Origin of the sequence: Bacteroides sp. RTP21281st1_H5_RTP21281_210402, assembly GCF_040918965.1 — a bacterium.
Classification (GTDB): Bacteria; Bacteroidota; Bacteroidia; order Bacteroidales; family Bacteroidaceae; genus Bacteroides; species Bacteroides congonensis.
In genome coordinates this window covers 48,591-61,288 of the sequence record NZ_JBCOWR010000003.1, presented here as the reverse complement: position 1 = coordinate 61,288, position 12,698 = coordinate 48,591, and the positions used below count along the sequence as shown (strand labels likewise).

Sequence of the window (12,698 nt, the reverse complement as noted above, 5' to 3'; positions counted from 1 at the left end):
ACAGGGCTATGGCAAACGGAGATATACTTTCGGATTTCGGCATCAACCTGTTGGAGGAGGAAATAGATGATGTCATCTTTCAGACCAACGAGTTTCTGACGGACGCGACTTTTACCGGTGCGCAGGGTCCTTTTTGGTGGATATTGCAGATGTGCATGGCACTCGCGGCACTGTTCTCCATCGTCATGGCGGCAGGTATCGCCTACAAGATGATGGTAAAGCACGAGCCGTTGGACGTTATGAAGCTGTTTAGGCCGCTTGCCGTGTCGATTATCATCTGCTGGTGGTATCCGCCTGCGGACACGGGTATGGCGGGGAGCCGGAACAACTGGTGTTTTCTGGACTTTCTGTCCTACATCCCGAATTGCATCGGGTCGTACACCCATGACCTGTACGAAGCTGAAGCTTCACAGATATCGGACAGGTTCGAGGAAGTTCAACAGCTCATCCATGTGCGTGACACGATGTACACGAACCTGCAGGCGCAGGCGGATGTCGCCCACACGGGCACATCCGATCCCAACCTGATAGAGGCGACAATGGAGCAGACCGGCGTGGACGAAGTGACGAGCATGGAAAAGGATGCGGCGAAGTTGTGGTTCACGTCTTTGACGGCAGGAGTCATCGTGGGGATAGACAAAATCATCATGTTGATTGCTCTCGTGGTGTTCCGAATCGGTTGGTGGGCAACGATTTACTGCCAACAAATCCTGTTGGGAATGCTGACGATTTTCGGACCGATACAGTGGGCGTTCAGCATCCTGCCGAAATGGGAAGGTGCTTGGGCGAAGTGGCTGACACGCTATCTGACGGTGCATTTCTACGGGGCGATGCTCTACTTCGTGGGCTTCTATGTGCTGCTGCTCTTTGACATTGTATTGTGCATCCAAATCGAGAACCTGACGGCGATAACCGCCAGCGAGCAGACGATGGCTGCCTACCTGCAAAACTCGTTCTTCTCGGCAGGCTACCTGATGGCGGCTTCGATTGTAGCCCTCAAGTGCCTGAACCTTGTTCCGGACTTGGCGGCATGGATGATACCGGAGGGCGACACGGCATTCTCTACCCGAAACTTCGGCGAGGGCGTGGCACAGCAGGCGAAGATGACGGCAACCGGAGGGTTGGGCGGCATCATGAGATAATCCGCAAAAGATAATATAAACCCAATAAAAATCATAACAACATGAAATTGCAAGAGAAAATCAAAAGTTGGTGCAAGGATGAGAAATTCATGTCCTTTGCACAGGAACGAGCGAGAAAAGAGGTTTGCGAGGTGACGGAAAACCACCGCATCGACCCGCAGTATGAAGAACTGGACGAAGCCTTCGAGTACGACGACCGGTACATCGCCCCCTTGGTGACGTACCTGACGTACAAGCTGCGTCTTGCCCTGCTGCAGCGGAACGCAGGTAAGCGCAAAAGAGGAATCTGGTGGGTGCTTGTCCACGTGGAGATGCAGGGCTATTACGTGGAGATATTCTCGGCGGAGTTCGAGAATCTTTTGACGGAACTTCGGGATGCGGTCATACCCATGCTGCACACGGAATATGTACAGATGTTGAACGGTAAAAGGGAATAACCGATGGTCATCAAGAATTTGGAAAACAAAATAAGACTGGTGGGCATCATCTGTACCGCTTTTCTCGTGGGATGTGTCATCATCAGCTTGTCAAGTATCTGGACAGCCCGGACGATGGTCTCGGATGCGCAGAAGAAGGTGTATGTGCTGGACGGCAACGTGCCTATCCTCGTGAACCGCACGACAATGGACGAAACGCTTGACATGGAAGCTAAAAGCCATGTGGAAATGTTCCACCATTATTTTTTCACGTTACCGCCAGATGACAAATACATCCGCTATACGATGGAAAAAGCGATGTATCTGGTGGATGAGACGGGGTTGGCACAATACAACACGCTCAAGGAAAAGGGTTTCTACTCCAACATTTTGGGTACGAGTTCGGTGTTCTCCATCTATTGTGACAGCGTGGCTTTCAACAAGGAGAAGATGGAGTTCACTTACTACGGACGGCAACGCATTGAGCGGCGGAGCAACATCCTCATGCGGGAACTGGTCACGGCGGGGCAACTTAAGCGTGTGCCCCGAACAGAAAACAACCCGCACGGATTGCTTATCGTGAACTGGCGAACCCTGCTGAACAAGGACATCGAACAGAAAACGAAGATCAACTACTAAACAACGGAGTTTATGAATATCAAGGGATTCAGGCGGATGCTCTTCGGTGAAAAGATGCCGGACAAGAACGATCCGAAATACAAAGACCGTTACGAGCGGGAGGTGTCCGCTGGACGAAAGTTCGCCCAAGCGACACGCATTGACAAGGCTGCCGCCAAGGTGCAGGGATTCGCCAACGCACACCGGATACTTTTTCTGGTCATCGTCTTTGGTTTCGCTATCGGAGGGTTCACTTGGAACATCTATCGCATTACAATGGCATACCGCAACAGCCGGCCGACACGCACGGCGACGGAAATGCAGGATTCGGTGCTACGGGAAAGACACAAGAGGCTGCAAGGGGGTGAAATAAGGGAAAATCGGAACGAGAACAAGAAATATGAACCGCAATAAAGGAGTGCTTATGAATACACGATTTGAAAAATCAGTCCGCTCGTCGGACGAATGGTACACCCCGAAGGAAGTGTTGAAAGCGTTAGGCAGGTTCGACCTTGACCCTTGCGCCCCTGTCCGTCCGTTGTGGCCGACCGCCGAAGTCATGTATGACCGGAACATGAACGGATTGTCCCTGAAATGGGAAGGGCGTGTATGGCTCAATCCTCCGTACTCGCGTCCCCTTATCGAACAGTTTGTCCGAAAGCTGGCGGAACACGGCAACGGAATCGCGCTGTTGTTCAACCGTTGCGATTCCAAAATGTTTCAGGACGTCATTTTCGAGAAAGCGACGGGCATGAAATTCCTGCGCCACCGCATCCGGTTTTACCGCCCGGACGGAACACGCGGCGATTCTCCCGGTTGCGGCAGCATCCTGATCGCATTCGGAGTGGAAAACGCAGAAGTGCTGAAAAACTGCAGCATTGAAGGCAAGTATGTACAACTCAATTAAAAGATGTATGATGAAGATATTTGATAAAATCAATTTCAGGGAGCCGAAGTATATGCTTCCGGCTGTCCTGTATATCCCGCTTCTGGTTGCATCGTACTTCATCTTCGACCTGTTTCATACCGAAACGGCGGAGATTCCGGACAAGACGCTGCAGACAACGGAGTTTTTGAACCCCGATTTGCCGGATGCCCGGCTTAAAGGCGGTGACGGCATAGGCAGCAAGTACGAGAACATGGCCAAATCATGGGGTAAGATACAGGATTATTCCGCAGTGGATAACATAGAACGAGATGAACCCGATGACAACAAGGAAGAATATGAATCGCAATACACGGTGGACGACATCGCCTTGCTCGATGAGCAACAGCAGGAAAAGGCTGCGGCAGCGCAAATTGCCGATGCCAAGACACGCGAGCAAGAAGCTCTCGCGGAACTGGAGAAAGCCCTTGCCGAAGCAAGGTTGAGAGGACGCAATGAGGTATTACCGGCGACCGATACGGACAGTACCGCATCGGCGCAACCCACGACGGCAACCATAGAGGTCAAGGGAAAAATAGAGGAAGAGAGCCGTTCGGTAAAAGCCCCGTCAGAGAACGAACCGCCCAGCGAAGTGGTACGCAAGGTAAAGACGGCTTCGGATTACTTCAATACGCTTGCGGTCAATGCCCGTGAACCGAAACTGATAAAGGCCATTATCGACGAGGACATCAAGGCGATGGACGGCTCGCGTGTGCGGTTGCGTCTGCTCGACGACGTGGAGATCAACGAGTGCGTGGTCAAACGAGGGTCGTATCTGTATGCCACCATGAGCGGCTTCTCGTCGGGGCGTGTGAAGGGGAACATCACCAGCATTCTCATCGAGGACGAACTGGTGAAGGTCAGCCTGTCCCTTTACGATACGGACGGCATGGAAGGGCTTTATGTACCGAACAGCCAGTTCCGGGAAACGAGCAAGGATGTGGCAAGCGGTGCGGTGTCGGGGAATCTGAACATGAATACCGGCAGTTACGGCAACAGTCTCTCGCAATGGGGAATGCAAGCTGCTACGAATGCCTACCAGAAAACGAGCAACGCCATCGGCAAGGCTATCAAAAAGAATAAGGTAAAGCTGAAATACGGCACTTTCGTCTATCTGGTGAACGGACGTGAGAAACAGTAAAAACGGAAAACATGATAGAGATTGACAACATATATAATATGGACTGTATCGAGGGCATGAAGCTCATGGCGAACGGCAGTGTCGATGCCGTGATAGCGGATTTGCCTTACGGCGTGTTGAACCGTAGCAACAAGGCGGCACACTGGGACAGGCAGATACCGCTCGAAGCGTTGTGGGAACAGTACCGCAGGATTACCAAGCCGGGAAGCCCCGTTATCCTCTTTGCGCAGGGCATCTTCTCGGCGCGGCTCATGCTCTCGCAACCCCGGATGTGGCGGTATAACCTCGTGTGGCGGAAAGACCGGGTAACGGGTCACCTGAATGCCAACCGGATGCCGCTACGCCAGCATGAGGATATCATCGTGTTCTACGACCGTCAGCCGGTATATCATCCTCAGATGATGCCGTGTCCACCGGAACGGAAAAATCATGGACGGCGCAAGACGGACGGTTTCACGAACCGCTGTTACGGTGAAATGAAACTGGCTCCGGTACGTGTTGCCGAAGACAAGTACCCGACCTCTGTCATTTCCATACCCAAGGAACACAAGACAGGAGCATTCTATCATCCGACACAGAAGCCGGTAGCCTTGATAGAGTACCTGATACGCACCTATACCAACGAGGGCGATGTGGTGCTTGACAACTGCATCGGTTCGGGTACGACCGCCATTGCCGCCATCCGCACGGGACGGCATTACATCGGATTCGAGATTGAGCCGACGTATTGCGAAATTGCCGGACGACGGATTCGGGAGGAACTGGAACGTGGTCATGGGATTAAAGAAAGCGAAATAAGGGAAATAAAGAAATAAAAAATATCAACAGAAACGATATGAACAGGAAAATAATTGTAACGGCATTTCTTCTGGCGGCTGGACTTTTTGCCGCACGGGACGCACAGGCTCAGCGTACATACGAAGAGATGGAACGGCTGACGGTCAATGAACAGGTAACGACCGTCATCACAGCATCGGAGCCGGTCCGCTTCGTGGACATTTCCACCGACAAGGTGGCGGGCGACCAACCCATTGAAAACATCATCCGGTTGAAGCCCAAAGAGACGGGACACGAGGACGGTGAAGTGCTGGCCATCGTCACCATCGTAACGGAACGCTATCGCACGCAGTATGCACTCATCTACACCACGCGGATAAGCGAGGCGGTGGCAGACAAGGAAATTCAGCTACAGGAACGGGATGCCTACAACAATCCTACGGTCTCGATGTCCACAGCCGACATGGTGCGTTTTGCAAGACGGGTGTGGAACTCGCCCGCGAAAATCCGCAACGTGGCGACCAAGGCGCACCGAATGGTAATGCGCCTGAACAACATTTACTCGGTGGGCGACTACTTCTTCATCGACTTTTCCATCGAGAACAAAACGAACATCCGTTTCGACATCGACGAGATACGGGTGAAACTGTCGGACAAGAAACTTTCGAAGGCAACTAACGCGCAGACCATCGAGCTGACGCCTGCCCTGGTATTGGAACATGGCAAGACGTTCAAGCACGGCTACCGGAATGTGATTGTCGTGAAAAAGATGACCTTTCCGAACGACAAGCTGCTGACCATCGAAATGACGGAACAACAAATCAGCGGGCGCAATATCAGCCTTAACATCGACTACGAGGATGTGCTGTCGGCTGATTCATTTAACACAGCTTTATTGGAGGAGGAATGACGATGAAAAAGACGTTGAAAATAGTTTTGTTACTGATGCTTGTCTGCATAGGGTTTGCCACCAATGCCCATGCGCAACGCAACGGCGGCCGCCTCTCGCTCGGCGTGGGATTGCTGTATGAGAACGGCATGGACGTAACGCTTGCTTACGAGCATGAAATGAACTACCGTCATGCGTGGGAGTTCTTCGCCAACGGCTATCTGAAATGGACGGAATGTAAATCTTGCGGTCATATTTGTCCGGAATCCTTCTGGCGCAACTACCGCACTTATGGTTTCGGTGTGGCGTACAAACCTTGTGTGGTGCGTGGACGCAACCATTACGGCAACTTGCGTATCGGAGCTTCGGCAGGAAGCGACACGAACAAGTTTCTTGCCGGAATCCATGTGGGTTACGAGCACAATTATGTACTGCGGTCGGGATGCACACTGTTCTGGCAGGTCAAGAGTGACATGATGATAAAAGGGGCGGATTTGCTGCGGACAGGTATCGTGCTGGGTGTAAAACTGCCGATAAAATAAAGGAAAAACAAAAAACGGAAATGACATGATACGAAAGATTCAATGGTTTGCAATGGCAGTGGCGGCGGTATTGTGCGCTGCCTGTGACGCTCATATCGACGTACCCGATACGGCGGTACGTCCGGGGCATATTCTCTGCGAGGACGGCACGGCATTGTCCTATGCGCAGTATGAACAATCGGGGAAGCGGGCAATAGCGGTTGTCTTTGATACCGAACGCCGTGAAGGTACGGAAGGGAACGGCTATGCGGTTTACCTGTGGGACATCGCTCCGGTGGCATTCGCCGACAGCCTCGGTGTCGCACAAGGGACGTCGGCCGACATCGGGGCATTGGACGGGAACATGAACACCTTTTCGCTGTACGACACAAGGGAGACGGCTTCGCCTATGGCGGAAGCGGTCTTCGACCTGTGGCGGTACGGACAGAGTGCCTATATCCCGTCGGTGGCACAAATGCGGCTGCTGTATGCCGTCCGGGAAACCGTCAATCCTGTCATCGAACGGTGTGGCGGCCATCCGCTGCCGTTGGATGAAAACGACTGCTGGTACTGGACATCGACGGAAGTGTCCGGACAAGAGACGGCGAAAGCATGGCTTTACTCCACAGGAAGCGGTGCGATGCAGGAGACCCCGAAGATACAGGCACACAAGGTGAGGCCGATTATCACACTGAACAGGTAGGAACGAAAAGAGGGAAAGTACAAAGACAATGGAAGAAAGCAAAGAATTACAAGGGTTCTACAAGATATTCCGTGCGGTCATCTATATCTCCGTGCTGATGGAGTTCTTCGAGTATGCCATCGACCCTGCCATGCTCGACCACTGGGGTGGCATACTGATTGATATTCACGGGCGCATCAAGCGGTGGATGATTTACAATGACGGTAATCTTGTGTACAGCAAGATTGCGACGTTCCTGCTTATCTGCATCACCTGTATCGGCACGAGGAACAAGAAGCATCTGGAGTTCGATGCCCGGAGACAGGTGTTATATCCGCTAATCAGCGGACTGTTCCTGATTGTGTTCTCCGTGTGGTTGTACCATCATCCGATGGAAACGAGGCTCTACACGTTGCCACTAAATATCATCTTCTACATGGCGACCACGCTTGTCGGTGTGATATTGGTACATATCGCACTGGATAACATCTCGAAGTTCATAAAGGAGGGACTGGGTAAAGACCGGTTCAACTTCGAGAATGAAAGTTTCGAGCAGAGCGAAGAGAAGGTTGAGAACCAGTATAGCGTGAATATACCGATGCGGTACTATTACAAAGGTAAATTTCGCAAGGGATGGGTGTCGATAAGCAACTGTTTCAGAGGAACATGGGTAGTCGGAACTCCGGGCAGCGGTAAGACGTTCAGCATCATAGAACCGTTCATCCGCCAACATAGTGCCAAGGGCTTTGCGATGGTGGTCTATGACTACAAATTTCCGACACTTGCCACTAAACTTTACTATCATTACAAGAAAAACCAGAAGCTCGGCAAAGTGCCAAAAGGATGTAAGTTCAACATCATCAACTTCGTGGATGTGGAGTACAGCAAACGGGTGAACCCCATTCAGGCAAAGTACATCAATAATCTTGCGGCGGCAAGCGAAACGGCGGAAACCCTGTTGGAATCCCTGCAGAAAGGCAAGAAAGAGGGAGGCGGAGGCAGTGACCAGTTCTTTCAGACTTCTGCCGTGAACTTTCTTGCCGCCTGTATCTACTTTTTCGTGAACTACGAGCGGGAACCCTACGATGCAAACGGAAAGAAACTGTATGCGGAGAAACGGCAAGATCCGCAGACGAAGTTCTGGAAGCCGACGGGTGTCGTTCGTGACCGTGAGGGTGGCAGCATCGTGGAGCCTGCCTATTGGCTGGGAAAATACTCGGATATGCCGCATATCCTTTCATTTCTCAATGAGAGCTACCAGACTATTTTTGAGGTACTGGAGACGGACAACGAGGTCGCGCCGTTGCTCGGCCCGTTCCAGACGGCCTTCAAGAACAAGGCGATGGAGCAGTTGGAAGGTATGATAGGTACGCTGCGTGTCTATACCAGCCGTTTGGCCACCAAAGAATCCTACTGGATATTCCACAAGGATGGGGACGACTTCGACCTGAAAGTTAGTGACCCCAAGTCACCCAGTTATCTGCTGATAGCCAACGATCCGGAAATGGAAAGTATCATCGGAGCGTTGAACGCTCTGATATTGAACCGTCTCGTTACCCGTGTGAACACCGGGCAGGGGAAGAATATTCCGGTCAGCATCATCGTGGATGAGCTGCCGACACTGTATTTCCACAAGATAGACCGACTGATAGGTACGGCGAGAAGCAACAAGGTAAGCGTGACATTGGGTTTTCAGGAGTTGCCGCAGTTGGAGGCTGACTACGGAAAAGTGGGAATGCAAAAAATCATCACGACGGTGGGTAACGTGGTGAGCGGTTCGGCTCGCTCGAAAGAGACATTGGAATGGCTGTCGAATGACATTTTCGGTAAAGTGGTACAAGTTAAGAAAGGTGTAACCATCGACCGGGACAAAACGAGTATCAATCTCAATGAGAACATGGACAGCCTTGTACCCGCCTCGAAAATTTCGGATATGGCGACGGGATGGATTTGCGGACAGACGGCCAGGGATTTCGTGAAGACGAAAACCGGTACGGGAGGCTCGATGAACATTCAGGAATCGGAAGAGTTCAAGACTACAAAGTTCTTCTGCAAGACGGATTTCGATATGAGGGAGATAAAAGCGGAGGAAGCGGCCTATGTACCTCTACCGAAGTTCTACACTTTCAAGTCGAGGGAGGAACGGGAACGCATCTTGTATAAAAATTTCATACAAGTCGGACAGGACGTAAAAGACATGATAGCGGATGTACTGAACAAGCGTGGGGCGAAATAAATCAAAATCCCTGCAATAATTTCGTGGTTATTGCAGGGATTTTTATATTCAATTTCAGTTACCCAAAATCTTGTGGGCATAAAGCCGGTTTTGCGGACGTAAATGAATCATCTGACAGTTTCCGATTTGGAATCGTTTTCCGACAGCAGATTTTGTAATTTGTCGATGTCCGGTAGAGTCTTGCGCAAATTTTCCGGCATTTCTTGGGCTGTGCGGTATGTCGCCACGCCCATAGGCTTATCATAGTCGCGCACCATGATTTCGACAAATTGGCGGTTGGCATCCTGACATAGGACAATACCGATTGAAGGGTTCTCGTGCGGTTTCTTGTCGGTCATATCATATACAGTCAGATAACCGCTAAGCTGTCCGAGATAATTCGGGCGGAACTTGCCCCGTTTCAATTCCACGATTACGCTGGCATTCAGTTCTCTGTTGAAGAATACAAGGTCAGCAAACATTTCCTCTCCGGCAACTATCAGGCGATGCTGACTGTCGATAAAAGTGAAGTCGTTTCCAAAACGGAGAATGAACTGCTTGATATTGGTTACGATTTGGTTTTCGATGACCTTTTCGTTCCAGTCCTGTTCGCGTTCTCCCACATTCTCCAGATTAACCATTTCGAGCATATACTCATCCTTGAACGCCAATGTCGCTTTTACGGCATAAATGGCTTCGGGCAGCACTTGAAGGAAGTTGCTCGGCAAAGATCCGCGATTTGAATAGATGTCTTCTTTCAAGTAATTTTTGAGAGAGGATAGCGACCACGCATTTTGAGCGGCACAATGGATATAGAACAATCGTTCTGCGATGTCTTTTGAACGAGTCAGGATTTCAATATGATGTGAAAAGCTAATCTTGACAAAATCGTCCCAGGTAAATTCGGTATTGACCGGTTGCCCGATAAGTTGCAGCAGTAGATGCTCGTCAATATCCAATTCGCCCAACGCTGTTGGATGAATTAAAGCCGTACCCTTTTCCGACGAATGGTTTTCCAATTCGCCCAACACTGTTGGACGAATTAAAAACGTCCTCCATTCCTCATAGAATGAGCGCATCCGTTTCAACCCCGATTCAGAAAAGCCGTGCAGACCGGGCAACTCCCGTTGAAGGAGCTTTGATATGGTAGGCAATGCTTTAGTACCCCAACAGCCGATGCGGGAATTTTCAGACACGAATTTCCCCACTCCAAAATACAACGAGAGAGTTTCTTTGTTGACCGCAGCCGCACTTCTATACCGGCAGCGTTCGATGGCATGTTTGATTATCTCTACTGCCTCTGCATATTGTGTATAATCCGATGGGATAACTTGTTGTTCCATATACATACGTTTTTGTGCCGCAAAGGTACGAAAAATACGGGATATACAGGGCAGAATGCCAACATATTATAGTGCCGTGTGGGTCTTATTCGGTATTTTTAGCGTTCCGGTTTCCTGCACTCGCTTTGCTGCCAATCTACTCACTTAGATGTTCATGTGTCTGGGGCGTGCCGAGAAAGCCGGTAGCGGTGTGGATAAGATTGTGAGCGGTTGGCAGTCTTTGGGTTGGCCGCTTCCTACTGTAGCCGAGGAAACACGTCCGGACTATGTTGTGCTGACCTTGCAGTTAGGGATGAAAACCCGACAAGAAAACCTCGCAAGCAGGATTTGAGAAAAGAGCAAATCTTGGAGTTCTGTGTTGAGCCGCAATCCCTATCTGATATTTTGCAACATTTAGGATTGAAAGATAGGGAAAATCTTATGGAGGTCTATATCAATCCGATGATTGGTGCAGGGGTATTGGAAATGACGGAGCCGGACAATCCCACAAGCCGTAACCAGATGTATGTAACGGTAAAAGTGGAACAAGAATTTCAAAAGTAAGTTTATAATAGGATATTGCGGCTTGGACGCATCCAACCTCATACAAATAACACTGCCCGCGTGAAAATGGGGGCAGTGTTATTTATATGGTAGTTCGCTTATTTAAGCTCGTGTACCGCTTAAAAGTTCGGCAAGTTGCCGGTCGCAGAATTTATCGTATTCCTCCTTGTCTGTACCGCTTTCGATAGCCCGGTCGATAACATCGCCCAGTTCGTCGAAGCAGACTTCTTCATTGACACACTTTGCATTGCTATCATCTTCTTTCAGTAGATAGACCTCGTAGTAATCAGAGCCGTTGAGAGCGATAACGACATATCCGGCGTGTAACCGTCCGTTTACTTTCAGCCGCAGTGCCGGTAATTCTTGGAATACCGTAGCGACAAATTCGCTGACTCCCCACGACATAAAGACGGGTATGGGGGTAAATGACAGTAATTGTTCTTTGATGGTCTGTGCGATGTGCATTACATACTCTTTATCCATAACTTTGATTTTTAATATGATTATTGATTTATGTTAGTTGAACCATTCGGGGTTATCCTCTTTTAATTCCGTGATGAGTTCATCGTCCGGTAATTTGAGGGTCTTCGCATCGGCGAAAAAGAAAACCTCGTCATATATTTGTTCGGCTTCCTTACTTGCAAAACCTTCGCTCTCGTCCTCGAAACTGCCCGGATGAAGTGCATCGAGCAGAGCGGTAGAGCCGATAAGTAGTTCTTCACCTTCGTTGGATTTCACGATACGGCAGATGTAGATATTGCCGTCAAATTGTAGTTCTTTCGTTTTCATACGCCTGTTATCTTAATGGGATATGTCTCCCGTTTGCCTTGAGGTATTCCATGATACACTTCGCTTCTTCGTGCGATGCACGGTTGCGGTCATCGTAATTGCGTGTCTCGTCTGCCATGACCACGATACACTCCTTTACCAACCTGTAAAGGCTTTGCTGCAGCGTGGGGTGCATTTCGGGGATAGCGGCTGCAAACCGTTTGGGATTGAAGCCGTAATCGTTCACTGCTCTTTCCCAGTCTTTGGCGAGCTGGTACTCCTTGCTTTCCTTGATGTTGTCCATAATCTTGAATTTTAATGATTTGTTTTTTATTCCCTCCGTTCGATTCCTTTCTGTCGGAACCGCTTTGGGATTTTATAGATGCGGTAAACGGTTGTCGGTACAGCTTCATACGGGAGGCTTTTCCTGCCAATTACTCTTTCTGAGGGAAGGAAGAATTTGCAGGAAATACATTTCAAGCCGCCGGATCAAGCGCGACGGCCGACCTTTGCATCTGATAAAACCAAACCGGGGCTGACAGGGAATGAAGCTGGGGAAACGCTATAAAAGGGAAGTTGAAAATGGTAAAAAAAAGAGGAAACGAAAGCTATGAATGGAGGAAGGGTGGGTGGTGACGGGTTCGTCAGAAAGTTAAAAGAGGTACTTGGGTCCTTTGTCCGGAGCATACAAAAATGAATAGAGGGCGGATTTCCCCCC

At 50.0% G+C, this 12,698-nt stretch carries 17 protein-coding genes; 13 read left to right on the top strand and 4 right to left on the bottom strand.

Features of this window, described 5'->3' with window-relative positions:
- Nucleotides 1–8: 8 nt before the first annotated feature.
- From AB5443_RS05820 to AB5443_RS05770, 11 genes are read left to right on the top strand one after another with little or no spacing between them, the layout of a single operon-like run.
- The gene (locus tag AB5443_RS05820) at nucleotides 9–1,142 is read left to right on the top strand and encodes a membrane protein (protein WP_008645383.1); all 1,134 of its coding nucleotides are present in this window, start codon (nucleotides 9–11) and stop codon (nucleotides 1,140–1,142) included.
- Nucleotides 1,143–1,183: 41 nt separating this feature from the next.
- Nucleotides 1,184–1,579 carry a hypothetical protein gene (locus tag AB5443_RS05815; RefSeq protein WP_004320474.1) on the top strand — a complete coding sequence of 132 codons (396 nt, stop codon included), beginning with the start codon at nucleotides 1,184–1,186 and terminating at the stop codon, nucleotides 1,577–1,579.
- Between the two features lie 3 nt (nucleotides 1,580–1,582).
- Nucleotides 1,583–2,197 carry a conjugative transposon protein TraK gene (gene traK / locus AB5443_RS05810; RefSeq protein ID WP_004320476.1) on the top strand — a complete coding sequence of 205 codons (615 nt, stop codon included), beginning with the start codon at nucleotides 1,583–1,585 and terminating at the stop codon, nucleotides 2,195–2,197.
- 12 nt (nucleotides 2,198–2,209) lie between these two features.
- Entirely contained in the window at nucleotides 2,210–2,590 is a 381-nt protein-coding gene (locus AB5443_RS05805; RefSeq protein WP_004301338.1) for a hypothetical protein, read from the top strand.
- A gap of 10 nt (nucleotides 2,591–2,600) precedes the next feature.
- Nucleotides 2,601–3,083, top strand: coding sequence for a DNA N-6-adenine-methyltransferase (locus AB5443_RS05800; RefSeq protein WP_016278606.1), 483 nt, complete (start codon nucleotides 2,601–2,603; stop codon nucleotides 3,081–3,083).
- A 7-nt stretch (nucleotides 3,084–3,090) separates the two neighbouring features.
- Nucleotides 3,091–4,242, top strand: a complete 1,152-nt coding sequence (traM, locus tag AB5443_RS05795; protein ID WP_016278607.1) for a conjugative transposon protein TraM — start codon at nucleotides 3,091–3,093, stop codon at nucleotides 4,240–4,242.
- An 11-nt stretch (nucleotides 4,243–4,253) separates the two neighbouring features.
- Entirely contained in the window at nucleotides 4,254–5,057 is an 804-nt protein-coding gene (locus tag AB5443_RS05790) for a site-specific DNA-methyltransferase (protein WP_016278608.1), read from the top strand.
- Between the two features lie 20 nt (nucleotides 5,058–5,077).
- Nucleotides 5,078–5,929 carry a conjugative transposon protein TraN gene (gene traN, locus AB5443_RS05785; protein ID WP_008669736.1) on the top strand — a complete coding sequence of 284 codons (852 nt, stop codon included), beginning with the start codon at nucleotides 5,078–5,080 and terminating at the stop codon, nucleotides 5,927–5,929.
- Nucleotides 5,926–6,450, top strand: coding sequence for a hypothetical protein (locus AB5443_RS05780; protein ID WP_008782493.1), 525 nt, complete (start codon nucleotides 5,926–5,928; stop codon nucleotides 6,448–6,450). The genes traN and AB5443_RS05780 overlap by 4 nt, the downstream gene beginning before the upstream one ends.
- A 25-nt stretch (nucleotides 6,451–6,475) precedes the next feature.
- Nucleotides 6,476–7,132 carry a hypothetical protein gene (locus AB5443_RS05775; protein ID WP_008782492.1) on the top strand — a complete coding sequence of 219 codons (657 nt, stop codon included), beginning with the start codon at nucleotides 6,476–6,478 and terminating at the stop codon, nucleotides 7,130–7,132.
- 28 nt (nucleotides 7,133–7,160) lie between these two features.
- Entirely contained in the window at nucleotides 7,161–9,347 is a 2,187-nt protein-coding gene (locus AB5443_RS05770; protein ID WP_008782491.1) for a type IV secretory system conjugative DNA transfer family protein, read from the top strand.
- Nucleotides 9,348–9,454: 107 nt separating this feature from the next.
- On the opposite strand, the gene AB5443_RS05765 is transcribed toward AB5443_RS05770, so the two are convergent.
- The gene (locus AB5443_RS05765) at nucleotides 9,455–10,669 is read right to left on the bottom strand and encodes a PDDEXK nuclease domain-containing protein (protein WP_004320495.1); all 1,215 of its coding nucleotides are present in this window, start codon (nucleotides 10,667–10,669) and stop codon (nucleotides 9,455–9,457) included.
- A 148-nt stretch (nucleotides 10,670–10,817) separates the two neighbouring features.
- Between AB5443_RS05765 and AB5443_RS05760 the strand changes: the two genes are divergently transcribed.
- Nucleotides 10,818–11,000, top strand: a complete 183-nt coding sequence (locus AB5443_RS05760; protein ID WP_008782490.1) for a hypothetical protein — start codon at nucleotides 10,818–10,820, stop codon at nucleotides 10,998–11,000.
- Nucleotides 11,001–11,089: 89 nt separating this feature from the next.
- Complete coding sequence (locus tag AB5443_RS05755; protein WP_004320497.1) at nucleotides 11,090–11,212, top strand: Fic family protein; 123 nt, start codon at nucleotides 11,090–11,092, stop codon at nucleotides 11,210–11,212.
- 102 nt (nucleotides 11,213–11,314) lie between these two features.
- Here the strand turns inward: AB5443_RS05755 and AB5443_RS05750 are convergent, their stop codons facing one another.
- Genes AB5443_RS05750 through AB5443_RS05740 form a run of 3 tightly spaced genes read right to left on the bottom strand, consistent with a single transcriptional unit; the run spans nucleotide 11,315 to nucleotide 12,284 of the window.
- Nucleotides 11,315–11,695, bottom strand: coding sequence for a hypothetical protein (locus AB5443_RS05750; protein ID WP_004320499.1), 381 nt, complete (start codon nucleotides 11,693–11,695; stop codon nucleotides 11,315–11,317).
- A gap of 33 nt (nucleotides 11,696–11,728) precedes the next feature.
- A complete protein-coding gene (locus tag AB5443_RS05745; protein ID WP_004320500.1) occupies nucleotides 11,729–12,001 on the bottom strand; it encodes a hypothetical protein in 273 nt (90 codons plus the stop codon).
- Between the two features lie 7 nt (nucleotides 12,002–12,008).
- Nucleotides 12,009–12,284, bottom strand: coding sequence for a hypothetical protein (locus AB5443_RS05740; protein WP_004320502.1), 276 nt, complete (start codon nucleotides 12,282–12,284; stop codon nucleotides 12,009–12,011).
- Between the last annotated feature and the right edge of the window lie 414 nt (nucleotides 12,285–12,698).

Bases quoted from the DNA above. Each gene is read 5' to 3' on its own strand.
- AB5443_RS05820 (WP_008645383.1), top strand. From the start codon at position 9: ATGGCAAACGGAGATATACTTTCGGATTTCGGCATCAACCTGTTGGAG.
- AB5443_RS05815 (WP_004320474.1), top strand. From the start codon at position 1,184: ATGAAATTGCAAGAGAAAATCAAAAGTTGGTGCAAGGATGAGAAATTC.
- traK (WP_004320476.1), top strand. From the start codon at position 1,583: ATGGTCATCAAGAATTTGGAAAACAAAATAAGACTGGTGGGCATCATC.
- AB5443_RS05805 (WP_004301338.1), top strand. From the start codon at position 2,210: ATGAATATCAAGGGATTCAGGCGGATGCTCTTCGGTGAAAAGATGCCG.
- AB5443_RS05800 (WP_016278606.1), top strand. From the start codon at position 2,601: ATGAATACACGATTTGAAAAATCAGTCCGCTCGTCGGACGAATGGTAC.
- traM (WP_016278607.1), top strand. From the start codon at position 3,091: ATGATGAAGATATTTGATAAAATCAATTTCAGGGAGCCGAAGTATATG.
- AB5443_RS05790 (WP_016278608.1), top strand. From the start codon at position 4,254: ATGATAGAGATTGACAACATATATAATATGGACTGTATCGAGGGCATG.
- traN (WP_008669736.1), top strand. From the start codon at position 5,078: ATGAACAGGAAAATAATTGTAACGGCATTTCTTCTGGCGGCTGGACTT.
- AB5443_RS05780 (WP_008782493.1), top strand. From the start codon at position 5,926: ATGACGATGAAAAAGACGTTGAAAATAGTTTTGTTACTGATGCTTGTC.
- AB5443_RS05775 (WP_008782492.1), top strand. From the start codon at position 6,476: ATGATACGAAAGATTCAATGGTTTGCAATGGCAGTGGCGGCGGTATTG.
- AB5443_RS05770 (WP_008782491.1), top strand. From the start codon at position 7,161: ATGGAAGAAAGCAAAGAATTACAAGGGTTCTACAAGATATTCCGTGCG.
- AB5443_RS05765 (WP_004320495.1), bottom strand. From the start codon at position 10,669: ATGGAACAACAAGTTATCCCATCGGATTATACACAATATGCAGAGGCA.
- AB5443_RS05760 (WP_008782490.1), top strand. From the start codon at position 10,818: ATGTTCATGTGTCTGGGGCGTGCCGAGAAAGCCGGTAGCGGTGTGGAT.
- AB5443_RS05755 (WP_004320497.1), top strand. From the start codon at position 11,090: ATGGAGGTCTATATCAATCCGATGATTGGTGCAGGGGTATTGGAAATG.
- AB5443_RS05750 (WP_004320499.1), bottom strand. From the start codon at position 11,695: ATGGATAAAGAGTATGTAATGCACATCGCACAGACCATCAAAGAACAA.
- AB5443_RS05745 (WP_004320500.1), bottom strand. From the start codon at position 12,001: ATGAAAACGAAAGAACTACAATTTGACGGCAATATCTACATCTGCCGT.
- AB5443_RS05740 (WP_004320502.1), bottom strand. From the start codon at position 12,284: ATGGACAACATCAAGGAAAGCAAGGAGTACCAGCTCGCCAAAGACTGG.